This window comes from Pandoraea capi (assembly GCF_902459735.1).
Lineage (GTDB): Bacteria > Pseudomonadota > Gammaproteobacteria > Burkholderiales > Burkholderiaceae > Pandoraea > Pandoraea capi.
Genome location: NZ_CABPRV010000008.1, coordinates 1 through 23,371, shown reverse-complemented (window position 1 = coordinate 23,371; position 23,371 = coordinate 1). Strand labels below are relative to the sequence as shown.

The following is a 23,371-nucleotide window of genomic DNA, read 5'->3' as shown; positions in this document are numbered from 1 at the left end:
ATTTATGCGGTGGTTAAGCCGCCGTTCAGACGCTCAGGCCGAAGCCTGTGCGCGTTGTGCAATGTGATCCATCAGACGCGACTTGACGGCTTCCGGCGTGACCTTCGGTCGCGGCAGGCCGTCCGGCGTACCGGGGCGCGTGGTCAGGCATGCGAAGCGCGGACCCTCGTTCAGGCTGGCGGTGCGCCCGTCGAACAGTTGCTCGATGACATCCAGCGTATCGCCTTCGAGCGCGAGCGCATAGCCGCTGGCCGCTGCCACGCCGGCAAACGACACCGTCGGCGACACCGTTGCCTGCGCGCCGGTCGAGTCGTGCGATGCGTTGTCGAGCAGCAGATGCACGAGGTTCGACGGACCGTAAGCGCCCAGCGTGGCGAAGGCGCCCATGCGCATGAGCGCTGCGCCGTCACCGTCGAGGGCGATCACGCGCAGGTCGGGACGTGCCAGCGCAAGACCCAGCGCCAGCGTCGTCACGCAACCCATCGAACCGACCATGTAGAGCTGATTGGCGCGATCGTCGAGGGCATACAGTTCACGGCCGCAGAAGCCGGTCGAGGCCAGCACCACAGTGCCTTCGAGCGGTGTGTGGGCGATCACGCGGGCGAGGGCGTCGCGACGCGTGGGCATGTCGGATGGTGCCACGCCGCGCACGACGGACACCGGTGCCGGTTGTGCCGGACGTGCCGGGCGCTCGGCCGGTTGCAGCGGGAACGATGCCACGCTGCCCTTTTGCATCACGAGCGCGTAGGGGCGGCCGGTCTCGTCCATGTGACGCACCGCGCGCTCCAGCGCCGGACCGATCGCTTCCGGTTCCGTCGGGAACAACTCCCAGGGCACTTCCATCAGGTCGAGCATGGCCGGCGTGATCGGCCCCATGAGGGCGTGTTGCGGCTCGTCGGTAATGCCCGGCTGGCCGCGCCACGTCACGATCAGCAACTGCGGCAGACGGAACGTCCACGTGAGCGACGTGAGCGGGCTCACGGCGTTGCCGAGGCCCGAGTTCTGCATCATCGTGACGGCACGCGCGCCACGGCCTTCACCGAGCGTCGCGCCTGCCGCGATGGCGACGGCGTCGCCTTCGTTGGCCGCCGACAGGTAATGCAGCGTCGGATCTTGCAGCACGTAGTTGATGAACGGCGTAAGGAACGAACACGGCACGCCGGTGTACCACGTGAAGCCGTGCTTGCGCGCGGCTTCGACGAACTGTCCTGCCTCAATCACCTTGCGTCTCCGGGGCGCCACCGTTGAACGGCGTCTGGCCATGGGCGAAGTCGGCCGCGCGGCGGAATTCTTCCATGTCGTTCACACCGCGCCAGTGGCCGTGCACGTATTGCACTTCGATCCTGGCGCCATCGGCGGCCAGGGCGTTGATCAGCTCCGGCATGCCGAGCTGGTCGAAGTCGGCGCGCGTCTGCAATGCCGCGAACACGCGCTGCAGTTGCGCACGGCCGTTCTCGCCACGCACGCCCAGCAGACCGATCCAGCGGCCGTTCGGCGCGCGTCCTGCGTCCGAGGCGTTGCCGCTGATCTTTTCGAGCAGCACTTGCTGGCCGAACAGACCGCGGTCGTCGCCGGCCGAGCAGTACGCAAAGTCGCGCACGCTGGCGTTGGCTGCATTGGCCGCGGCGGTCGAGTCGACCACGACGGTGAAGTCGGCGTCGCTCTCGACCAGATCGCGCACGATGTAGCTGCGGAACAGCAGATCGCCGTACGAGATGACCGTGTCCTGCGTGAAGGCGTTGGTCACGCGCGCGAGCGAAGCCAGCTCACCGGTTTCGGCGTGGCGCTCGTTGATCGCCAGCGTGATGCCGGCCGTGTCGATGGCGTCGGCACGATAGCCGCCCACGACGGTAATGTCGTTCACGTTCTGCTTCTTGAAGCCGTCGACCAGCCAGCGCAGCAGCGGCTTGCCGGCGACCGGCAGCATGACCTTCGGACGATCGGTCGTCACGCTTTCCAGATTCTTGCCACGGCTCGCGGCCAGCACGATGGCCGAGCGCGGTGCGTTGGCGGCGGACAGATAACGATCTTCGGCCTGCGTGTATTCGTCGGCATCCTGCAAACGGAAGATCTCGTCGACGGTCGCGACGCGGTCTTCGACGTTGATGAGCGTTTCGTTGCGATAGATATCGGCCGCGACCGATTGCATGGCCGAGGTGGCCGCGCGCATCAGGTGGTTCGCCCAGATCACGAGGCTGATGCCAGCCTCACGGAACACGTCGGTCGGCGTGCTGTAATACTTCGTCGGCACGATCACCAGCGGGCAGCGATTGCCCCACTCGCGGGCGAACTGCACGATTTCGTCGGCGCGCTTGAGCTTGCTGTGGATCAGGATGGCGTCGGCGCCGGCCTGGCGATAAGCCTCGGCACGGCGCAGGGCTTCTTCCATGCCCCAGCCGGCGATCAGCGCTTCGACACGGGCGACGATGGAGAAATCGTCGTCGGCCTGCGAATCCTTACCGGCCTTGATCTTGCCGCAGAACTCGTCGATATCGGCCAGCGGCTGACGCTCGCCGCCGATGAAGCTGTTGGTCTTCGGGAAGACCTTGTCTTCGATACATACGCCGGCGATGCCACGTTGCTCCAGCTTGCGCACGAGACGTCGCATGTTGTTGAAGTTGCCGTAGCCGGTGTCGCCGTCGAGCAGGATCGGCAGATCGCTCGCGTCGGCCATGAATTCGAGGTTGTCGACGACCTGCGTCCAGCTCGCTTCGTTGTTGTCGCGAACGCCGAACTGCGCCGAAATGGTCAGGCCGGACGCCCAGATGCCCTTGAAACCGGCTTCGCGCACGATACGTGCGGAGATGCCGTTATGGGCTTCCATCAGGAATTCGAGCTGGTTGCTGCGCAGCATGGCGCGCAGTTGTGCCGCGCGCGTGGCGGTCGGCGGGAGGGTGAATGCGTCGGGAGCGTTCATTCGGACACCATCGTGAGCGGTTCAAGTTGCGGCAGCACCTCATCGGCGGCGCGCTTCACATCTTCAGGGTAGTCGATTTCGATCCACGGGAAACCCGTGACATCGGCGGTTTCAAACTGTGCGCCGCGCTCAAGCAGCAAGTCGCGCACGGCTTCTTCGTGGGGCATCTTGGCGCGGCCGGATTCGACGTAATCGCGGGTGATTTCCGCCAGACGCGTGGCCGTCGCTTCGTTGAAACGGAAAAAGCCGACGGATTCGCCCACGGTGTCGTATTCCAGACCGACCATGACCTGCTTGCGCAGTTCGACCGGCACGCCGTCGCGCAGGCACAGCTTGACCGGCTCGTCGCCCACTTCGAAATCACGGTCGATCAGCAGGCGGTTGGCCGTCTCACCGGCAACCAGCGCGTTGAAAATGCGCTGGTCGTAGAGCACGTCGGCATCCATCACGAGCACATCGCCGCCGGCGGTCATCGCTTCGGCCGTGACATGCAGCGTGAGCACGCTGCCCAGATTGAATTCCGGGTTGAGATAAATCTTGGGGCGCGGCGTCCAGTTCAGACGGTCGAGTTCCTCGCTCACCTGTTCGTGATGGAAGCCGAGCGCGAGCACGACATCCGTGATGCCGGCAGCCGCCAGCATACGGAGGTGGCGCTCCAGCAGCGACATACCGTCGAACTTCAGCAGGCACTTGGGCGACTGCTGGTTTTCCGGCTGGAGCAAACGCAGGCCCATGCCTGCTGCGAGAATGATGGCCCGCATGGTCGATATCCTTCTTTAGAGCGGTGCAGTATCCGTGGCGGTCGGCATCGACACGCTTTGTTGCGCGGCGCGTTGGCGGCGCCAGCCACGTTCGGAGAAATGCAGATAGACGAGGCCGGGCACGCCGAGCAGCAGCTCGCGCGTACGTTTGGCCAGCGACAGGGCCAGCGCGGCGTCGGCCGGCAGACCAACGAGCGGGGCGAGCAGCAGGTAACCGCCTTCCTGCACGCCGAGCGAACCCGGCACGAAGAACGCGGCGCCGCGAATCGCCTGACCGAGGCTTTCGAGCAGCAGGGCGTCGACCCAGCTCACCGGGTGCCCGATGAATTGCAGAATCAGCCAGACTTCGGCCGTGCCGACGATCCAGCCCACCAGACTGAACAGGAAGCTGGCGAGGACCTGGCGACGATGGCCGTACATGCGCTGCACGATTTCGTCGACGGCATCGGCGCGGTCGAGCAGCGACGACCAGTCGCGCTTGGACGACATCTTCGAGAGCATGCGGAATGCCCAGCCGAAGATGCCGCGACGCTGCGCGACGTAAAACGCGTAGAGCAGTGCGGAGACGAGCGCGGTCGCGAGCAGCATCGGCAACCACAGGCTATCGCCCATGCGGTGCGACGCCCCGATACCGAACACGGCGAGCCCCAGCAGCGCGAAAACGATCTGTGCGACTGCCTGGAGCGTGGTGCTTACGGTGATGGCGGCGGCGGCTTCACGACCGGCCATGCCGCGCTGCTTCATCTGCCGCACCATCGCGATCGGACCGCCGATCTGACCGGCCGGCAGCAGGCTGTTGACCGATTCGCCGACCCAGCGGGTGAGGGTGGCGCGGCCCAGCGTGCACGACTTCGACACGAGTACCTGAATGGCGGCAGCGTCGAGCACCAGCGGCACGAGGTGGAAGGCCGCGATGGGCAGCAACCCCCATCCGGCAACGGCCAGCGTAGACATCACCGATCCCGTGCCCTGCCAGATCAGCAGGGCGACGAAAAGGGCGAAACCGAGGGTGAGTGAAACGATAGCGGTCCGGTTCATTTAGCGTTTCGTCCGTCCAAAAATCTGACGAAACACTTGCCGGAAACCGAAATAGGCAATGGCGTCCTTCATGTTCGAGATGAAACGCTGCCAGGTGCCCATGCGCGGGTCGGTCACGTACTCGAACGTGAGCGAGATTCGCTCCTCGTTATCGCCGAGCGGCGTGATCCGGTGATGCAGTTTGTCCCCGTCGAAGAACACCAGCGCGCCCGGCGGATACGCCACGGCGCCATCGACTTGCGCCACGCCGGGATTGCGCGTGTGCAGCCGATATTCGAGCTTGCAGCTCGACTGGTCCACTACGCCGAGCAGCAGCGTGTAGCGGCGGCCCTTGTAGTAGGAAGTGTCATAGTGCCAGCCAATGTGATCGCCCGGACGCGTGTAGTAATACAGCGCGTACGCGTGCGGGTCGTCCTGCGGCGATGGCAGCAATTTCTCACCGGCCAGACGCTCCAGAAAGCGCATCAGGGCGGGCGAGCGATACAACTCGGCCACGAACGGGGCCAGCTCGTCGAGCGTATGACGGCTCACGCTGCCCCCCTGCTTGTGGCCGGGAAGGTAGTTGCGGTTCACGTTCGGCGTGACCGCGCGCGCGGCGGCGATCAGTTGCTCCGTGACCGACTGCGGCAGGAACTTCTCCATATAGATGAAGGCGTCCTGCGACTTGAATTCGCGGGTTACCCCGTCGAAGTCGATGGCGTCCATCGCGCGCTCGATCTCCGCGTCTGCGGCGAATGCGGCGGGCGCCATCGGCGCGACTGCCTCCGGCTGGGTCGTTTGGCCCGCATCGGCGGCAACCTTGGCGTCGGCCTTCGACGGCAGCGGACGACGCATGACGCGCACATAATCCGCCATCACCAGCAGCGCGAAAAGCGGCGCCCCGATGGCCGCGGCGATCAGGAAACCGCGCGTGCCGTCGAACAGCGTGACGAGCGGCATCAGGTACAGCACGTCTTCCGTCTCGAATCCGCCCACGGACGCCTGCTTCGTGCCAGATTTGCCGACGCGCTCTTCGATGCGCATGCGCAGGAAGAAGATCAGTGCCACGGCGACACCGGCGATCCAGCCGAGCGTCGAGGCCGACAGCGGCACCGGCAGCGGAAATTTGCCGGGCGCGGCCGCTGCCACGCCCATGCCGATACCGCCGAACAGCAGCACCGTCACGAAAGCGTCGGAGGCCAGATCGTAGAAATGGCCGATACGGCTGGTCTTGCCGCTGATGCGGGCCAGCTCGCCGTCCGTGTGGTCGATGAAGTTCGAGAGTACGAGCAGGATGGCGCCAAGGTTGGCCATCGCATAGCTGCCTTGTGCGAACGCCCACGTACAGGCCAGTCCGACGATCAGACGAACGGTCGTGAGGTGATTCGGCGTGACCGGCGTGTTGACGAGGGGCGTGACCAGCCAGCGTGCTAGGCGCGCGTCATATTGACGCGGGCGCGGGGGCACAGGACGTGCGGTGTTGCTTGTGGCCGACGCAGCAGTTGGCGCCGAAATGATTTTCGGTATCGTTTCCATGAGGGGGGAATATATACCCATAAGGCGGTAATGTGCAGTGCACTTAAAACACCTGTGTTTACCGCGACAACCTTGGTGATTCAGGGCATTGACGCGCAATAAATCCCTGCGCTGCGCTGCGAGCTGACCGTTCCTGGGGGCTTCGCCAGATGCCTTATTAATAGGCTAGGTGATAAGCGTTCCGAGTTCGCGATTATATTCCGCAATAGTCCATTTCGCTCCGGCAGCGCCCGGTGTCGTTTTGACGCACCGTCGAAGGGCCTTTCGTCCGTTCATCCCGCGTTTTCACGGTTTTCACCGGCGTTTGCCCGATCCACGCAAAAAAAGCGACTTTTGTTCGGTATAGCGAGGTTCGGGGGATACGCGGATAATGGCGGTCCCCTCAGTCTATTTTTGCGGCGTTGTCCGACCGCGACTCTCCCCATGTCCCAAACGATTGCGATTCTTACCGGCGCTTCCCGTGGCCTCGGCGCGGCGCTCGCCCGTGGTTTGCTCACCCCTGGCACCCGACTTGTAACGCTCGCACGTCGCACGGACGACGAACTCGCCGCGCTTGCCAGCGCACAGGGCGTCTCGCTTGAACAGATCGCCGTCGATCTCGCCGATACCGACGCCGCCGCGCAGACCGCCGAGCGTATCTTCGCCGCGCTGCCGCGCGATGCCGGCCGCTATCTGCTGATCAATAACGCAGGCACCGTCAATCCGGTCGCCAACACCGCTGCGCTGACCGAACCGGCGGCCATTGGCGCTGCGTTCGCGCTGAACGTCACGTCCGTCATGCTGCTCACGGCGCGTTTCCTCGCCGCCACGCAAGGCCTCGCCGCCAAGCGTCAGATCGTCAATATCTCGTCAGGCGCCGGTCGTAACCCGAACGCCGGCTGGGCGGTCTACTGTTCGACTAAGGCGGCGCTGGATATGTATACGCGTGTGGTCAATGCGGAGCATCGCGAGCATGGCGTGCAGGCGATCTCGCTGGCCCCGGGCGTGGTGGACACCGGCATGCAGGAGACGATTCGCAGCAGCAGCGTGGAAAGCTTCCCGGCGCTGGCACGTTTTCAGGAGATGAAGGCGAGCGGCAAGCTGTCGACGCCCGAAGACGTCGCCCGACGCATTCTGGCGCTCACCGAGCGCGACGATTTCGGTCAGACCGAGATCGACGACATCCGTAACTACGCCTGAAACGCGTAATAAAACACCGGTCAGCGTTGCCGCTGGCCGGTGTGACGTCATGACGCGGCATCGCGATGGGAGGACGGCGAGCGTTCCCCGGCGCCTGCGTCATCGATCGGCCTATTGCTCCGTACTCGTGATAAAGACGCTGCCGTTGCGCTCCGGTGCATACAGGATCAGCGTGGGTGCGTGAATGTCGAAAGCGCGCTCGCAGGCTTCGGTGAAGGAATCGAATTGCACGGCCCAGGCGCCGTTGCGCACATAGCAATGCGTGATGGTGTCGGTGCGCCGGTCGAATTCCTGACCGAGAAACACACCCTGTGTGTAGCACCAGACGACGAACCCGTGAAAGTCCGCCTGCTCCGGTGCGCGAAACACACGCCAGCGAGCATCGTCCCGTCCGGCCTGACGCGCCGTCGCGCCCGCTGCCCAACGTTCGAAACCGTCGTGTCGTTTGCGTTGCTCCATGTCGTCGTACCCCCTATGGGTGAACCGCCCTCCGGGTGCCGAAATTCGACATCCCCGGGCGCGTTTTCATAGTCGGAATTTGTTCCCGGCATTTCTATCAGGCAATTCCGAAAGACGGCAGGGAATTTCTCCAAAGGGACAACGAACGGGGCGAAAAGCGGGACGCCGCGCGCCGGTCAGTCGTAGTGGATCGCGAGCCAGACGGTTGTCTCGCCCTGCGCAGTCCACTCGACCCGGTGACGGCGACCGGCCTCGATAGCGATGGTATCGCCGGGCCGCAACACGAGCGTCTGTCCCGGCGCGTCGTCGAAGGCGAGGCCTGCGCTGCCCGTGAGCAAGACGACCCACTCGTGCTGCGGCTGGTCGTACCAAAAACCCTCGGGCGATGCCTGTCCGGTCGAGACGATGCGCTCGACGCGCATCCCCGGGCGTGCGATCAGCGTGTCGAATTGCTCGGCCGCCGCCGGATCGGGGCGCGAGGGCAGGCCGTCGAACAGGTTGTTGTCGGGCAGCAGTGGCTTATTCATACGTAGCAAGCGCTCTTTCTTCAGCGGGGGATAGAAAGCATACACGTGCTGCCCCCCGGGCTCAGTCGTCCAGATTCTCGTGAACGGCAGCGTCGCCGCGACGCCAGTAAGCCGCCGCCTTGACCCATTTCGGATTCAGCCCGCGATCCTCGACGAGGTGACGTCGCACGGCTTTCGCCACGCTGGCCTCGGCCGCCACCCATGCGTGCAGGTCGCCGGAGGGCAGGGTCGCGACCTGAAGGGCGTCCAGCAATGCGGTGCTCTGGCCCGCCGGTGCGTCTTCGCGGTAAATCCATTCGACCACGACATCGGCCTCGCTCGAAAAGCGCAGGCGGTCCGCCGGGCTGTCGACTTCCGCAAAGACGAAAACGAGTGCACCGGCCGGCAGCTCGGCCAGACGTCGCGAGATCGCGGGCAGCGCCGTATCGTCGCCGATGAGCACATAACCGTCGTAGTTCATGGGAATGACGAACGAGCCGCGCGGGCCGCCGACGCCGAGCTTGTCGCCCGGTCTGGCCGAGCGTGCCCATTGCGTTGCGGGGCCTGACTCGTGCATCGCAAAGTCGATCACGAGCGTTTTCGAGTCGGCGTCGTATTGACGCGGCGTGTAGTCGCGCATCAGGCGCGGTGCGTCGCCCGACGCCGGTTTCGAGAGTCCTTCCGGGCCCATCTGCGGCACGGCCAGTTCGCCGGTCTCGGGATTCGGGAAGAAGAGTTTGACGTGATCGTCGAAGCCGGGGCTGGTGAAGCCCGCGAGATCGTCGCCGCCGAGAGTCACGCGCAGCATGTTCGGCGTGAGGGTTTCGATGTTGCGCACTTCGAGCAGGCGAAAGCGCAGTTCGTGACGCACGCGCTGCGGCGTGCGATCGGGGGTGACGTTCGGTGCAGCGTTGTCTTGCATCAGAGTCGCTCCAGTTGTTGTGCGGCCGCGTCGAGAATCGCGGCGAACGCGTTGGCTTGTTCGGTCGTGAGCGGCTCAGCGCCCAGACGCAAATGCACGGCGTATTTGAAGTTATGCAACGCGCGCATGACTTGCGGCGGCATGTCCTCCGAGCGCTCGCGGCGTGTCGCGAGTCGGGCCAGCAATTCCGTCACCGAGTCCTCGTTCTCGGCCAGATACTCGCGGCCGGTGTCGGTGATCTCGTAAGACTTGCGCTGGCTGTCGCCGGTGTTCTCCTGCACACGGATGTAGCCCATTTCCTCGAGCAGGGTGAGCGTCGGGTAGACCACGCCGGCACTCGGGCTATACGTTCCGTTCACGCTTTCTTCGATGGCCTTGATGAGTTCGTAACCGTGACGCGGTTGTTGTGCGATCAGATGCAGCAGCACGAGGCGCAAGCCGCCGTGACTGAACAGGCGACCGCCGCCGCGACCACCCCGGCCGCCGCGTTCGCCGCGCTCACCACGACCTTCGTCGCCGCGCCCGAAACGCCCCTCACCATAGCCTTCGCCACCGCCGCGCCGTCCATGACGCCCACCGCGTCGTTCGTCGCCAAAATCCATTTTGTCCAGGTCCAACGGGCCCCGGCCCATGAAATCGCCACGTGATCCACGCATGATGCGACTCCTTATCGATGTAGTTAAGATGTGTTTACGATATATCTAAATTGCATCGAAAGCAAAATATTCTTTCGATGACCTTGAGGCTAGTAGGGGGAATGACGGTAAAACGGGGGTTGCAGAGGCGTTCGACGTGACGGGAGGTATATCGAATTCGTCAAAAAACTATATCGAAATGACGATTTCGATACGATCTCGATATCCGGTGAGCGGATGGGGCAGGGGTGTGCGCCGCCGGATGGGGGCCGGCGACGGCATGGTGTGGCAGCGATGAAGGGTAGTTGGGACGCCGGCAGGCTATTTATGGCAACTGCGGCAAGTCCGTCTGAAGCCACTTTCGATAGAGCTTGTTCAACTCGCCGTTCGTCGTGTTACGTGTGACGAAGTCGTTCACGCTTGCCAGCAACTCCGGCTGGTTGGGGCGCATGGCGATCCCCATCGCCTGTTGCAGCAGATTGAACTTCGGTTCGAACTGGCCGGGCGCACGGGTATTGATCACGTTGGCGACCGTCACCGAACAACCGATGGCATCGACCTGACCGGAGAGCAGCGCCTGCATGGCGGCGGCGTCATCGTCGAAGCGGCGAATCTCGGTGCCTTCCGGTGCTGTCTTGGTGACGGCGGTGTCCTGCGTGCTCGCGCGTGCCACGCTCACACGCAGTCCTTTCAGATCCGTAGCCGATTTGATTGGCGTGCCTTTCTTGCCGAGTAGCAGGATCGTCGCCGCAGCGTAGGGCTTCGAGAATTGCACTTGTTTGGCGCGCTCGGGGGTGATGGCGAGCGAGGCGACCAGAACATCCACCTTGCCGGAGAGCAGATACGGAATGCGGTTCGGTCCCGTGACCGGCACGATGTTGACCTTCACGCCGAGGTCTTTGGCCAGCAACTTCGCGACGTCGGCATCGTAGCCGTCGGGCTGCGCCTGTGCGTTTGTGGTGCCATACGGCGGGAAGTCGATCAGCATGCCAACGTTGATCGTGCCTTTCTTCTTGATGTCGGCAACGGTCTGCGCGTGTGCGGGCGTGGCGAACAACGAGACGGTGCCGGTGAGCAGACTGCCGAGTGTGCCGCCCAGCGAGCCGACGAAGCCGGCGGGCATGGCCGCAACGCCGAGCGTGGCGAGGAAGTTGCGACGGGACGCGATAGCGGTGTGGCGCGTTGGTTCCGGCGACGTGTGATGTGCGTTCGGATGCACTGGCGACGACTCGCCCTGCGACGGGTGACGCGAGAACTTGCGGGTCATGCGGATCTCCTGAGTTCGCGAAGACGTCGCCAGTGGCGAGCATGTCGTGTGCGCTCGCGCCCGTTCCTATGACGCGGGGCGACGGATGGCGACGGGGGTGTCCCGAGCGATGGTAGCGGCCGGTTCGGCAGGCGTCCACTCCGCAAAAACCCCAGAGAAAACCCTGAGGACGAAGTGGATGACGGGGCGCGTCGAGGTTGTTGAGGATGACGAAATCAGTCGTCGCGATCCGTCTTCGCATCAGCACGCGAGACGAATGCAGGGAGATAAGCCGCAACCGCAGACGAAAATTCCGGACGAAAAAAAACGGTGCCGAAACATCGGCACCGTCTTCAGGAACTGCTGTCAGCGTCTGACCGTTGGCGCTGCGGTGAAGCTCACCGCGGCACGAGGGCAAGATTTACTGGGCGGCGTCCTTGACCTTCTTCAGCGGGCGAACCTTCACGCGCACCGAAGCCGGCTTGGCCGGGAACCAACGCTCTTCACCCGTGAACGGGTCCTTGCCGAAACGCTTCGCCTTGGCAGCGATTTGTTGCGACGTGACCTTGAACAGGCCGTGCAGCGTGAATTCGCCTGCGCCCTTCTTGTGCAGAGCGCTGACGATCGTGGTTTCGAGAGCGGCGAGCACAGCCTTGACGTCCTTGACGGCGACAGCCGAGGTTTCGGCGATGTGTGCTGCGAGCTGGGTCTTGTTGAGTGCTTCCTTGATCGGCGAAACCTTAGCGGCTGCCTTCGGAGCCGCCTTCGGGGCTGCCTTCGGTGCTGCTGCCTTTTTCGCTACCGGAGCCTTCTTTGCTGCCGGAGCCTTCTTCGCCACAGGGGCCTTCTTTGCTGCTGCTTTCTTTGCCGTTGCCATATCGATCCAATCGATGAGATTAAGAAAGTGCCGTCGGAGAACGGCCACCCGAATGTTACGTCTTGCTGCGCCGACGATTCTACCTAAGAAATCGCTTTATGCGAGTAGTGCGCGCATTATGTTGCGCGCTTGCCGCACAAGGCTGAGCGGCGTTCGCGGTGCATTTCGATCGGGTTTCGATTCGTTACGTTCGCACTGTCGTGAGGACCTGCCGTGCAAGGGCGTGTGTCACTCGATGCATTCGACGATCCGGACTCGGGTTTTCGCGCACATTCCGACGCACCTTTCGACGCATTTTTCGACGCATTTTTCGACGCGAATTTATATGGGATTTTTGTGCGATGCCGACGATCCCGCACGCTGTCGCGCGAGACCGTCATCGCCTGAAAACCCTCAGAAACGCTGCATTTCGCAGGTTTCGCAGCGACCGTCGCCGTTACACCAGGCGTCGGTGAGGGTCGTGCCGTCGGCACCGAAAGTGATGTCGTGTTTCGCACCGTAGCTGCCTGCGAGTTGCAGACGATCGCCCGCAAGCGTGCCCTGCACCGTGGTGTGAACATTGGGTTCGACATCGTCGACGCTGCCCGTGACCTGCGAGCCATTGAGGGCGAGTGCCATCAGACGCGTCATCGGTTTGCCGAACAATCCCCACCACGGCGGTGCATTCGTGCACAGGCCGCGCCAGCGTCCCGACGGATTCACCAGACGCAACGGCGCAGGCGCACCGGTCTGAACCATGCTTTGCGCGTTGGGCGGAATCGGCGGGGTGACGATCGTCGTGCCGGCAGGAGCGGGCGCATTGATGGCGGCGACGTCGCGCGCGACTTCAGGTGCGTTGGCGTTCGCCGTGCTCGTGGCGTTCACGGCATTGAGCCCTGCCGTGTCGCCGATGGTGCTCGGGAGTGGCGTATCGGGTGTCGCTGTCGCGGCGATGCTCGCATTTTGCGCGGCAGCGGCCGGCGGCGCGTAGGTGGATACGGCCGGTGTCGGCGCGGGCGGTGCCGTCGGCAAGGCGGGCGCGGGCGTCACGCTGAAGGTGCCGGGCGCGCCATCGACACGCACCATGTCGGCGCTCAGACCGTCGTTAGGCACGGGCGCTGGCGCCGCGGCGCACACGTGACACGACATGTGCGAGAGGCTGTTGCGGGTGAGCGGGCGCGTGCCGTACAGGCGCTGACTGCCTTGTGCGCCGTCGCGCAGAATCGTGACGTAAGGCGTGTCGTCGAGCTGGTAATCGACCTTGGCGCACGACGGTGCGTCGGTCTGCAACGTGACGTCGGCGGAAAATACGCCGCTGAGCGCGCGCGTGGGCAACACCGACACTGACGCCGAACAGTCCGCGATGATCTGCGCGCAGTTGCATGCGGCGGCCGGCGCGCGGGACGTACCCGATGCTCCCGAAGTCCCGCCGGATTGTGCGTACGCCGAGCCGGCAACACCGGCAACACCGGCCACGCCGAGCATGCCGGCGACGAGCCAACCTGTCGCTTTTCCCAAAGATTTGAAACTCCGCATGATGATTCCCCGAATGTTGCGGCATGTCCTATGCTGCGGATAGTCGATCAAAAGACGTCGGCTGACAAGCGTCGAAAGCGGCGAAAAACAAGGGATAACGGGCCCTTTTCGAGCGATGCGGATGCCACGGTGAACATCGGGGCGTCACGCAAAATTCGGATTCCTCTCGTATCCCGGTATCGATAGTGCGGTCTACACTGCATGAACTTGCCCCCTTCATTGAGCTTTCAACGCGCGTCTGCCGTTGTCCACTGGAGCCATGCATGCCCGTCGACCGCACGCCTGATCCCGCTGCTTCACCGGATGCCTCACCGGCTTCTCCGCTTGCCTCACCCTCTGCTACTGCGACCTCTGGCGCCAGTCGCGCCGCCGGTCGTTCCGTGGTGTCCATGACTTCCCCTATGCCTTCCGCGAATCGCGTACTCGCGATGCTCGCGACGCTTTTCTTCGCAATGGGGCTCATTACGTCGCTGAACGACATTCTGGTGCCTCACTTCAAGGCCGCCTTCGATCTCACGTATCGCGACGCGGCACTCATTCAGTCGAGTTTCTTCGCCGCCTATTTCGTGGTGTCCTACCCCGCCGGGCAATACACCGCGCGTGTCGGCTACCGGCGGGCGCTGGCCAGCTCGCTTTGGCTGGCCGGGCTCGGCTGCGCATTGTTCTTTCCGGCGGCGGCGCTCGTCTCCTATCCCTGTTTTCTCGCGGCGCTCTTCGTGCTCGCGAGCGGCATTACCTTGTTGCAGGTCGCGGTGAATGCCTATGTCGAGACGCTCGGCTCCCGAGGCGCGGCGGCCAGCCGTCTCACGCTGGTGCAGGCGTTCAACTCGCTGGGCACCACGGTCGGGCCGCCGCTTGCGGCACTCTGGATACTCGCGCCGCAGCTCGATGCCGCCACTTCGGCGAACGCTCACGCCGTCGACTCTGTGCGTGCGCCCTACGGCGGGCTCGCCGCGATACTCGTACTGGGCGGGCTCGTCCTGTGGCGTCTCACGTTGCCGGAACAGCGCGACAACGACGCGTCGCCGCCGGGCGTGCTCGGCAATGTGCGCGAGCTGTTGGCTCACCGTCCATTGCGTTACGGCATCGTGGCGCTATTTCTTTATGTCGGCGCGGAAGTCAGTATCGGAAGTTTTCTGATCGTCTATCTGACGCAGACGGATACGGGGATCGTCGATCACGCCCATGCGAGCCGGTATCTGGCGTTTTACTGGGGCGGGGCGATGGTCGGACGTTTCGTCGGCGCGTGGTTGCTGCGCAAGGTATCGCCGGGGTGGATGCTGGGGCTGTGCGCGCTCTACAACCTGACGCTGATTCTTGTGTCGATGGCGTTGCCGGCGTCGTTCGCCATGTGGTTGCTGCTGGCGTGCGGTCTGGGCAACGCGATCATGTTCCCCACGATTTTTTCGTTGTCGGTCGGCGGGCTCGGGGCGCGTGTGAGCGAGGGCGGCGGACTGATTTGCATGGCGATCGTGGGCGGTGCGGTGCTGCCTTATCTGCAAGGCGCGCTGGCGGATGGCGGCGGGATCGTGCTGTCGTTTCTCGTTCCTGCGCTGGCTTATTGCTATATCGCCGGGTTCGGGGCGTGGTGCGCGCGCACCATACCCGAATCCGACCCACCGGCTGCGAGTGACGCCAAAGAAGCGCCGGTGCCGCCCGATCAGCCCGGCTTGCCGAACGTGTAGCGGCCGAAGATGAACAGCACGTTGCCGTTGCCCTTGCCGCCGGGGACATAGGCCGTGGCCACTGCTGCACGTCCGAAGCCGACTTCGGCGAGCGGCAGCGCGGCGGGGAAGGGCACGCCGCCGAGCGTGTCGGAGCGCGACATCAGAAACACGGTGTAGCCGAGGCCGAAACGCACGGGGCCCGCATTCGCCACGTTCCATATCCGTCCGTAACCGGCCATCGGCGACCAGTCGTTATGTGAGTCCTTGAATGCCATCGCGTACAGCATGCGCGAGCCGTTCTTGCCGTCGGACAGCACGCGTCCGTAGCCGAGACCCCACGGATTCTCGTTGAACTGGTCGATCTTCTCGCGGGTGTACGCAAAGCGAAGGTGATGCGTGTGCAAGGGGACGTAGAGATCGCTGGCGCCTTCGGTCGCGATCTCGCGAAACTCGTCGGCGATGGCGCCCGTCCAGGTAGCGATGACGCCGGGCGAGTCGTCTGCGCGTGCCGCGAGCGGCGACAACAATGTCAGCGCGAGTGTCGTTGCGACCAACGGGGTGAGGCGGGAAGTCCGGGAGAGTAGGGCAAGCGATGCGACGGAAATCGATGGCGCGAGCCGCCCGGTGAGTTGGGGGTTCGTAGTCATGGTTGAGTGAAGCTTGTTGCGAAAATGGCGTCGCGCTTGCGCGTCGACACGGTACGCGCGGAACATTGAATGGGCGATTGCCCGTGTGCCCGGCGGGCGAGCACCGAAGCTCGGTATCGGCAGCGTTCAAATGTCTATCGTCGCGTGTGGACTAGACCGGGTGCCCTGTATGAAGTTCTGATAGCTGCGCTTTTGCGTCATTTCCCGACACTGTTCAATCATTGCGCTGAAACTGACTGAACCTGCTGCGCGACAAACAAGTCCTTTAACGTCAACGACATACCTCGGATATCGACGCGTTATTCACCGGGTTGTGAACATTTTCTGTGGATAACGCGGGGTCGCGCTGCCGTGCCCGTGCATTCGATCACTCGCTGCTAGTTTTCCGATGGCTGCCGTGCACCGGCAGGCCAACATGCCTACGCTTTGGCGCAGCAAATGCGCGCGACATTTTTTCTCCTTCCGATCAAGCACTTGGGATAGCTGTCCGCGAGTTGTCCACTGGCTTGCAAACAGATTCTGTGGATAACGAAGCGACTCGCCAACCCGCGTCCCGCCTCGATTTGCAGCACCTGGCCCAACTTTCGCGCGCGAGAAATCTTCCCTGTCGGATCAGTCACTTGCGATGCTTTTCCGCAAGTTATCAACGGGCTTGTGAACAAAAAATGTGGATAAGCTCGCCATTTTTACAATCTCAATATATGAGATTAATGTTTACATATTGACATTTAAGTTGTCGCGGAATTACGATGCGGCTCATACCGGTGGACGGACACGTTCAGGAGACGACAGTGACGGAACGACGCAAACAGAAAGTAGCGATCATTGGCTCGGGCAACATCGGCACCGACCTGATGATCAAGGTGATGCGCAACAGCGAGCATCTGGAAATGGGCGCGATGGTCGGGATCGACCCGGCCTCTGACGGTCTGGCACGTGCCGAGCGTCTGGGCGTGCCGGTGACGGCAGGCGGCATCGATGGCCTGCTGGCCATGCCCGGCTTCGAGGACATTCGCATCGCCTTCGACGCGACGTCGGCGAAAGCGCACGCGCATCACAACGAGTTGCTGCAAGCGCGCGGTGTGCAGGTCATCGACCTGACGCCGGCGGCGATCGGCCCCTACGTGATTCCGTCGATCAACCTCGACGCGCATCTCGACGCCCGCAACATCAACATGGTGACGTGCGGCGGTCAGGCGACGATTCCGATGGTCGCGGCCATTTCGCAGGTTGCGAAGGTGCACTACGCGGAGATCGTGGCGTCGATTTCGAGCAAGTCGGCAGGGCCGGGCACGCGCGCCAACATCGACGAGTTCACGGAAACGACGTCGAAGGCCATCGAGGTGCTGGGTGGGGCGTCGCGCGGCAAGGCGATCATCGTGCTCAATCCGGCCGAGCCGCCGCTCATCATGCGCGACACCGTGTTCGTGCTCTCCGAGCCGGGCGATCAGGCTGCCATCGAAGCGAGCATTCAGGCGATGGTCGACAAGGTGCACGCCTATGTACCGGGCTATCGCCTCAAGCAGAAGGTGCAATTCGAGCTGTTCGACGCATCGCGCCCGCTCAATGTGCCGGGACTGGGCAAGCTCACGGGTCTGAAGACCTCGGTATTCCTCGAAGTGGAAGGCGCCGCGCACTATCTGCCGGCCTACGCGGGCAACCTCGACATCATGACCAGCGCCGCGCTGGCCTGTGCCGATCGCATCGCCGCCACCCGTCTGGCGCTCGCGGCCTGAACGTCGCACGCGCTAACAGGAGACACACACCATCATGACGCAGAAAAAGCTCTATATCTCCGACGTGACGCTGCGCGACGGCAGCCACGCGATTCGTCACCAGTACAGCATCGCTAACGTAAAGGCGATCGCGGCGGCGCTCGACAAGGCGAAGGTCGATTCCATCGAAGTGGCGCACGGCGACGGCCTCGCCGGATCCAGCTTCAACTACGGCTTCGGCGCGCACACCGATCTCGAATGGATCGCCGCCGTGGCCGAAACCGTGACGCACGCCAAGGTCGCCACCTTGCTGCTGCCGGGCGTGGGCACCGTGCATGACCTGCGCGAAGCCTACGACGCAGGCGCGCGCGTGGTCCGTATCGCCACGCACTGCACTGAAGCCGACGTGTCGCGTCAGCACATTGCCTATGCCCGTGAACTCGGCATGGACACGGTGGGCTTCCTGATGATGAGCCACATGACCACGCCGCAGCATCTGGCCGAGCAGGCCAAGCTGATGGAGTCATACGGCGCGCAGTGTATCTACGTGGTGGACTCGGGCGGCGCACTGGGCATGAGCGATGTGCGCGACCGTTTCCGCGCGTTCAAGGACGTGCTCAATCCCGAAACGCTCACCGGCATGCATGCGCACCACAACCTGAGTCTCGGCGTGGCGAACTCCATCGTCGCGGTGGAAGAAGGCTGCGATCGCATCGATGCGAGTCTCGCTGGCATGGGCGCAGGCGCCGGCAATGCACCGCTGGAAGTGTTCATCGCGGCGGCGTCGCGTCTGGGCTGGAATCACGGCTGCGATCTGTACACGTTGATGGACGCGGCCGACGACATCGTGCGTCCGTTGCAGGATCGTGCCGTACGCGTGGATCGCGAGACGCTGGCGCTGGGCTATGCGGGCGTGTATTCGAGCTTCCTGCGCCACGCAGAAGCGGCGGCGGCGCGTTACGACCTGAAGACCGTCGACATTCTGGTGGAGCTGGGCCAGCGTCGCATGGTGGGCGGTCAGGAAGACATGATCGTCGACGTCGCGCTCGACCTGCTCAAGCGTCGTGCTGCCTGAGTGGCAGCATGCGCGACGGAACACGACAAAGACAGATCGATGGAATAGGGTGACGCGCCGTTCCGGCGTCTCCCGGTACCGTTTGGGTACCCCTATGTTTACCCAGGCTTACCCACGTAGTCTTGGCATCTCGGTGCCGATGCCGGCCCCTCGTCAGACGGGCCGGTTTTTTTATGGGGGAGGGCTTTCAGGCGTGAGCGTTACCCGACCAACCGAGCTGACGGCTGATCTGTGCGGCGGCATTCTTCACGCTTGGCACGAGTTCCTGCATCCGCTCGCGGCTCATGTACTTGGTCGTACTCGACACGCTGATCGCAGCGACGATGCGTTGACTGGCGTCATAGACCGGCGCGGCCACGCAGCGGATCTGCGGGGTGTCGTCTTCCAGATCGAACGCATAGCCGTGACGCGCGTAGTCGTGCATGCGTGCGAGCCACGCCGCCGTATCCACAGGGTGTGACGGCACCTGCGTCTGGTAGTGCTCAAGCTGCGCGCGCCATTGCGCTTCGTCCTGATCGAGCAGCAGTGCCTTGCCGACGCCCGTCACGCAGATCGGTTTGCGTCCCCCGATACGAGAGCTGATCTCCACGGCGCGCTGTCCCGGCAATTTGTCGAGGTACATGACCTCCCAACCGTCGGCAACGGCCAGATGCACCGTATCTTGCGTTTCTCCAGCGAGCGTTTCCAGCGTCGGACGCGCCACACGCGGCAGGTCGATCTGGCGATACGCCAGAAATCCCAATTCGATGAGCTTGTTGCCGAGCCGATAGCCACGACGTGGTTCGAAGCGCAGGTAACCGGCGTGCACCAGCGCCGACGCAATCCGGTGCGTGGTCGACAGCGTGATGCCGGTGTGTGCCGAGAGCGCGGGCACGGTGTCGACCCCGGCGGCGACGGCCTCCACGATATCGAGGCCGCGGAACAGCGTCTGGCTGGCGAGGGTGCGCGGGCGCTCGGCCTCGGGAGCCTTCGTCTTGGCCATCAGGCGCCTCCGAGCGCGAGCAGACGCTCGTATACGTAGCACTTGAGCGCGACGTAATGCGACGGTTCCAGGGCGGGCAGTTCGATGCCGTGCAGATGGCCGTCGTCACCTTGTTGCACACCGCGAATCGTGCCGGTGGCTTCGATGGGCATGTCGATGTCGCCCACGCGCACACGGAACGCCAGTTTCACGCTGTCACCGGGCGCGCCGAGCGCCGCATCGGCGAGCAGCGACACACCTTCGGCGCTGACGTCCTGCAACAACGCCAGATGTTGGGTGCCGGCGACGCCGACCGAGGCGACCAGTTTGGCGGGCACGCGTTGCGAGCGGCGCAGCACCTTGCGGCGGATCTGCGCGGGTGCCGAGAGCACGATGTAATCGAACGGCAGCCGTTTCACGCGCTCGACCGTGCAGACGAAGTGATAGATGTCTTCGCCCGAAAACGTCCACAGTTCGAGCCGTTCGCTCGCTTGCAGGGTCGGTGGGGCAGCGCGGCCGGTCGGTGCGGTCACGAACAGCATCTGATTCGGCGCATGGCCGATCACGCGCGTGCGCACACGTTGCGATCCTGCGCCGGGCGGCAATTGAATTTGCAGCCAGTCGCCGGGACGCAGATTGAGGTCGGTGAGTGCGTACTGGGGCGGTGTGGCCCCCGTCGCCGCAGGGGCCGTGTTGTCAGTGGGGACTTGCGTCGCCGTCCCGGCATCGGTGTCGGCGACCGTTGCGTCGTCCGCGCCGAGGTCCGCTACCCGATGCGGGGCGAACGACGTGAACAGCCAGTCGCGTCCGGCCTGTGTCGGCACGATATCGCCGGCGGCGAGCAGCGGCTCGCCGTTGCGGTCGACGATGGCCCACGGCAGCGCTTCGCCGAGCGGGATCTCGTCGGGCGTCAGCGGCACGAGGGGCAGGCCCGAAGGCAGCGCAGCAGACGCTTGAGCAGGTGTGTTGGTCATAGGGCGAAAGTCTACCGCGACGCGTTGGCACTTGGCGAGAGGGGATGCGTCTCCTCTCGCCTGGAATGCGCAGAAGTCGCACACAAGTTGCGTAAGTGGGTACTCGCTGGGGTGACACGTGTCGCCTCGTCCTGCGCGTGGTGGTGCCGTCGTGTCGGGGCTTGCACGCGTGCCCGCCCGACAAGGCGCCGCGCGTGCGATGTCGTCTGCCTATAGTCGATGGTTTCGGTCGACGGCGTTGGTCGAGCGTTTGTCGACGGGCCGGGCGACGTTCTTGCAGGAGGATGCGATGTGGGACCAACAGTGTGCGGGCGCGAGCGGCTGGGGGCCGGACTGGGGCATGCGGCAGCGGCCGGAAGTGGGGATCGAGCTGGCGGGCATGCGCGAGGACTCGGCGTACCAACGTGCCGAGCGCGCGGACTTCGGCACCCGGCTTACGCACGCATCGAATGCTGCGTTGAACGCCGCACGACATGCACGGATGGAGGGCGTGCCGGTGGCGACGCATCGCGTCGATCCGGCGTTGGCGCGCGCGTTCGCCAAGGCCTGGGCGGGCTTGTGGGCGACGACCGGACCCTGTCAGCATTTCTATCGCAAAGAGTTCGAACTCGCGCATGCGCGGGATGGGCGTCTGGCGCAGACCGGACAGCGTGTGGCCGCGATGTTGGCGCCCACTCACGGCGTCGCGTCGACGCCGTCCCCCGAAGTGGCGGCTGAACGTGTCGGGGCCGAGATCGCGTCCTGGCTGGAGACGATCGCTGCTACCGGGCACCGGGGATGGCACTTCCGGGCCGCGCGCGACGCCATGTCGCTCGTCGGCAATCTGTCGCTGCTCGCGATCATTGCGGCGTGTTTCCATCAGCGGCAGGGGCAGGCTCAGCAAGCGCAGGACACGACCGGCGAACCGTCGCTTCATGGGGCAAGCGACATGGCGGCGGCGAATACGCCGTTCGGCATTCCGTGGGCCGACTGGACGTTGCTGGCATTCGAAGGTGTGAAGGGGGTGCTAACTCAGTCGTTGGGTTCGCCGACGCTGATCCGTCACCACGCCGTGGACGAGGTGCTCAAGCGTATGGAGGCGGGGTGCCGTCTGCTCGAAGCGTGTGCGGTGTTGCCGTCTCCTGCGGCGACCGCGTCGTGGCGCAACACGCTCGGCAAGTTGACCCATTCCCGCGACGTCGCAACGCTGTTCACGTTCGCCAATACGGCAATCCCGCCGGCGAGGCTGGGGTTGTGGATGCCGTCGTGGTTCACTGGTCCGTCGCCCATGGCGGACGGATACCGGGGCATCTTGCGCGTGGCGGGTCTGATGCTCGACTCGTGTCGCGCGGTCACGAGTCTGCTCGGCACGTGGGCGCGCAACGAAGCGTTCACGCATGACGCCGGACGTCTCACGCAGCGATGGGAGACACTTCACGCCAGGCTGGCGCACGTCTCGCCGGACGACGTCGCGACGATGCTCGATCGCGTCGCACGCGTGACCCAACTCGCCCGCCATTGCGATACGCCGCTGCTGGCGCGTCTGGCATCGCACACAACGCTGCGCGAGTGCTTACTCACCTCGCGACATCCTTTGTCGGCCAGTCAGATCAAGGCCGCGTGCAGCGAGTTCGACGTGCCGTGTCATGCCTCGTGCGTCGACGGTTTGAACTACCTCAGTCTGAATCCCGCCGAGAGTCCCTGGGGGCAGCGCTGGACCGGCGACGCATGGGAGAGCGGCAGCGCGACCCCGGTGCGTGCGTCCTATCGTCTGCTGCTGCTCTATCAACACTGGAGCGCGGCGTTGCTCGAACGCGTTGTGGGGGCGTCGGGTTGCGCCGGTGGGCAGGAGGCGACGTCCAATAAACCATCGGATACCGAATCATCTGGCGAACAGCCGACGCAGCGCGACGCGACTTACGTCGATATCCAGTCGACTTGGCTGTGAGCGCGCGCCGACTCGGTCACGCGACCTTCGCGATGCCTGAAAACGAACAATTGAAGTTGTCCGCGCCAGGGTTCGTACATTATTGATTTTTTTGTTGTTTTTGTTCGCGGCCAGAATTGACAAGAACCTGTCCGAACTCCAACGTATCGGGCTTGCAAAGTGGAATTTTGCGCATAAAGTTGTCCGGCCGTTACAAATCAATGGGTTGGCTCAGAGAAATTCCGCTTTCAGTGGCAGGACTACTAGGCGGGAGCGCTTGGATTTTTGCGTTTGAGGTTGTCCGCGATGTTTGTACTCGGAAGAGTACATGGGCCTTTAGTTAACTCGTGCGCGTGAGCGAGGTCGCGTTTGAATAGACGAGTGCTCGTCATGGGCACGGTCGATGTACAGGTCAAAGGTTATCGACAAACCAGTCGTAGTTATCGAGAAGGGCGTTGGTCTTGGGCTTATCGGATGTATTCTTGGCCGGTTTGATTGTCTTCACCTTCGCTGATGGTTTCCGGGTACGTTGCTCATCCTGCAGTTGCCTATGCGTGTCACGCTCCTTTGCGGTAAGCGAGGCCAGAAGTGCCTTTTCATCAGCCACTCGTTGGCGCATCTGTTGGAACTGCATTTCGGCATCGACGACTGTCGATGACTGTAGCGGCGAGGCTAAGTCCTTGCGTTTGCTCCCGCTTCCGCTGTGGATGGACATTGAGGTTTCGATGTCGTTACGGAAGACCGCGACGTCTCCCCGTATTCAGTAGCACCGGGCTTTAGAGTCCGAGGGTTAATGTATCTGCTTTCCTGCCAGTATCTGGGCATATGCTGCTGGCGTTAATCCACCCAGTGATTT

22 protein-coding genes and 1 pseudogene are annotated in these 23,371 nt (G+C 63.6%); 6 read left to right on the top strand and 17 right to left on the bottom strand.

All coding sequences use genetic code 11. The features are described 5' to 3' along the window. Positions 1–33: 33 nt before the first annotated feature. From aepY to PCA20602_RS26295, 6 genes and pseudogenes are all read right to left on the bottom strand, one after another. On the bottom strand, positions 34–1,221 hold the full coding sequence (gene aepY / locus PCA20602_RS16440) for a phosphonopyruvate decarboxylase (RefSeq protein ID WP_150722150.1): 1,188 nt from the start codon (positions 1,219–1,221) through the stop codon (positions 34–36). Then, positions 1,214–2,917, bottom strand: a complete 1,704-nt coding sequence (aepX, locus tag PCA20602_RS16435) for a phosphoenolpyruvate mutase (RefSeq protein ID WP_150722149.1) — start codon at positions 2,915–2,917, stop codon at positions 1,214–1,216. The genes aepY and aepX overlap by 8 nt, the downstream gene beginning before the upstream one ends. After that, on the bottom strand, positions 2,914–3,678 hold the full coding sequence (locus PCA20602_RS16430; protein ID WP_069343583.1) for a phosphocholine cytidylyltransferase family protein: 765 nt from the start codon (positions 3,676–3,678) through the stop codon (positions 2,914–2,916). The genes aepX and PCA20602_RS16430 overlap by 4 nt, the downstream gene beginning before the upstream one ends. Before the next feature lie 15 nt (positions 3,679–3,693). Beyond that, complete coding sequence (locus tag PCA20602_RS16425; RefSeq protein ID WP_150722148.1) at positions 3,694–4,716, bottom strand: flippase-like domain-containing protein; 1,023 nt, start codon at positions 4,714–4,716, stop codon at positions 3,694–3,696. Beyond that, a complete protein-coding gene (locus PCA20602_RS16420) occupies positions 4,717–5,466 on the bottom strand; it encodes a HalD/BesD family halogenase (protein ID WP_425495678.1) in 750 nt (249 codons plus the stop codon). Between the two features lie 66 nt (positions 5,467–5,532). Continuing rightward, a pseudogene (locus PCA20602_RS26295) lies at positions 5,533–6,231 on the bottom strand (CDP-alcohol phosphatidyltransferase family protein); the annotation flags it as partial. Positions 6,232–6,654: 423 nt separating this feature from the next. Here PCA20602_RS26295 and PCA20602_RS16410 point away from each other — a divergent pair. Beyond that, entirely contained in the window at positions 6,655–7,410 is a 756-nt protein-coding gene (locus tag PCA20602_RS16410) for an SDR family oxidoreductase (RefSeq protein ID WP_150722147.1), read from the top strand. 111 nt (positions 7,411–7,521) lie between these two features. On the opposite strand, the gene PCA20602_RS16405 is transcribed toward PCA20602_RS16410, so the two are convergent. The 4 genes from PCA20602_RS16405 to PCA20602_RS16390 all read right to left on the bottom strand — a co-directional run bounded on the left by PCA20602_RS16405 (position 7,522) and on the right by PCA20602_RS16390 (position 9,725). After that, positions 7,522–7,869 (bottom strand): hypothetical protein, encoded by a 348-nt coding sequence (locus PCA20602_RS16405; protein WP_150722146.1) that lies wholly within the window; start codon positions 7,867–7,869, stop codon positions 7,522–7,524. A gap of 176 nt (positions 7,870–8,045) precedes the next feature. Next, positions 8,046–8,396, bottom strand: a complete 351-nt coding sequence (locus tag PCA20602_RS16400; RefSeq protein WP_150722145.1) for a cupin domain-containing protein — start codon at positions 8,394–8,396, stop codon at positions 8,046–8,048. A 61-nt stretch (positions 8,397–8,457) separates the two neighbouring features. Beyond that, positions 8,458–9,297 carry a siderophore-interacting protein gene (locus tag PCA20602_RS16395; RefSeq protein WP_150722144.1) on the bottom strand — a complete coding sequence of 280 codons (840 nt, stop codon included), beginning with the start codon at positions 9,295–9,297 and terminating at the stop codon, positions 8,458–8,460. Beyond that, a complete protein-coding gene (locus PCA20602_RS16390) occupies positions 9,297–9,725 on the bottom strand; it encodes a PadR family transcriptional regulator (protein WP_242561867.1) in 429 nt (142 codons plus the stop codon). The genes PCA20602_RS16395 and PCA20602_RS16390 overlap by 1 nt, the downstream gene beginning before the upstream one ends. Between PCA20602_RS16390 and PCA20602_RS26060 the strand changes: the two genes are divergently transcribed. After that, complete coding sequence (locus tag PCA20602_RS26060; RefSeq protein ID WP_246182194.1) at positions 9,714–9,944, top strand: hypothetical protein; 231 nt, start codon at positions 9,714–9,716, stop codon at positions 9,942–9,944. The genes PCA20602_RS16390 and PCA20602_RS26060 overlap by 12 nt on opposite strands. A gap of 313 nt (positions 9,945–10,257) precedes the next feature. On the opposite strand, the gene PCA20602_RS16385 is transcribed toward PCA20602_RS26060, so the two are convergent. The 3 genes from PCA20602_RS16385 to PCA20602_RS16375 form a co-directional block, all read right to left on the bottom strand. After that, the gene (locus PCA20602_RS16385) at positions 10,258–11,055 is read right to left on the bottom strand and encodes a transporter substrate-binding domain-containing protein (RefSeq protein ID WP_150722318.1); all 798 of its coding nucleotides are present in this window, start codon (positions 11,053–11,055) and stop codon (positions 10,258–10,260) included. 544 nt (positions 11,056–11,599) lie between these two features. Beyond that, complete coding sequence (locus PCA20602_RS16380; protein ID WP_069343577.1) at positions 11,600–12,055, bottom strand: HU family DNA-binding protein; 456 nt, start codon at positions 12,053–12,055, stop codon at positions 11,600–11,602. Between the two features lie 393 nt (positions 12,056–12,448). Continuing rightward, on the bottom strand, positions 12,449–13,570 hold the full coding sequence (locus PCA20602_RS16375; protein WP_150722143.1) for a hypothetical protein: 1,122 nt from the start codon (positions 13,568–13,570) through the stop codon (positions 12,449–12,451). 401 nt (positions 13,571–13,971) lie between these two features. Between PCA20602_RS16375 and PCA20602_RS16370 the strand changes: the two genes are divergently transcribed. Continuing rightward, entirely contained in the window at positions 13,972–15,255 is a 1,284-nt protein-coding gene (locus tag PCA20602_RS16370; protein ID WP_150722142.1) for a sugar MFS transporter, read from the top strand. Here the strand turns inward: PCA20602_RS16370 and pagP are convergent. Next, positions 15,231–15,884, bottom strand: coding sequence for a lipid IV(A) palmitoyltransferase PagP (gene pagP / locus PCA20602_RS16365; protein WP_174981216.1), 654 nt, complete (start codon positions 15,882–15,884; stop codon positions 15,231–15,233). The genes PCA20602_RS16370 and pagP overlap by 25 nt on opposite strands. A 791-nt stretch (positions 15,885–16,675) precedes the next feature. On the opposite strand from pagP, the gene PCA20602_RS16360 reads away from it, so the two are divergent. Next, entirely contained in the window at positions 16,676–17,620 is a 945-nt protein-coding gene (locus PCA20602_RS16360) for an acetaldehyde dehydrogenase (acetylating) (RefSeq protein ID WP_039403844.1), read from the top strand. 34 nt (positions 17,621–17,654) lie between these two features. After that, on the top strand, positions 17,655–18,674 hold the full coding sequence (dmpG, locus tag PCA20602_RS16355; RefSeq protein ID WP_150722140.1) for a 4-hydroxy-2-oxovalerate aldolase: 1,020 nt from the start codon (positions 17,655–17,657) through the stop codon (positions 18,672–18,674). Positions 18,675–18,861: 187 nt separating this feature from the next. Here the strand turns inward: dmpG and PCA20602_RS16350 are convergent, their stop codons facing one another. Next, positions 18,862–19,656, bottom strand: a complete 795-nt coding sequence (locus tag PCA20602_RS16350) for an IclR family transcriptional regulator (protein WP_150722139.1) — start codon at positions 19,654–19,656, stop codon at positions 18,862–18,864. After that, on the bottom strand, positions 19,656–20,609 hold the full coding sequence (locus tag PCA20602_RS16345; protein WP_150722138.1) for a flagellar brake protein: 954 nt from the start codon (positions 20,607–20,609) through the stop codon (positions 19,656–19,658). The genes PCA20602_RS16350 and PCA20602_RS16345 overlap by 1 nt, the downstream gene beginning before the upstream one ends. Positions 20,610–20,898: 289 nt before the next feature. On the opposite strand from PCA20602_RS16345, the gene PCA20602_RS16340 reads away from it, so the two are divergent. Continuing rightward, positions 20,899–22,536, top strand: a complete 1,638-nt coding sequence (locus PCA20602_RS16340) for a hypothetical protein (RefSeq protein WP_150722137.1) — start codon at positions 20,899–20,901, stop codon at positions 22,534–22,536. Positions 22,537–22,927: 391 nt separating this feature from the next. Here the strand turns inward: PCA20602_RS16340 and PCA20602_RS16335 are convergent, their stop codons facing one another. After that, positions 22,928–23,230, bottom strand: a complete 303-nt coding sequence (locus tag PCA20602_RS16335) for a hypothetical protein (protein ID WP_150722136.1) — start codon at positions 23,228–23,230, stop codon at positions 22,928–22,930. Positions 23,231–23,371: the final 141 nt, after the last annotated feature.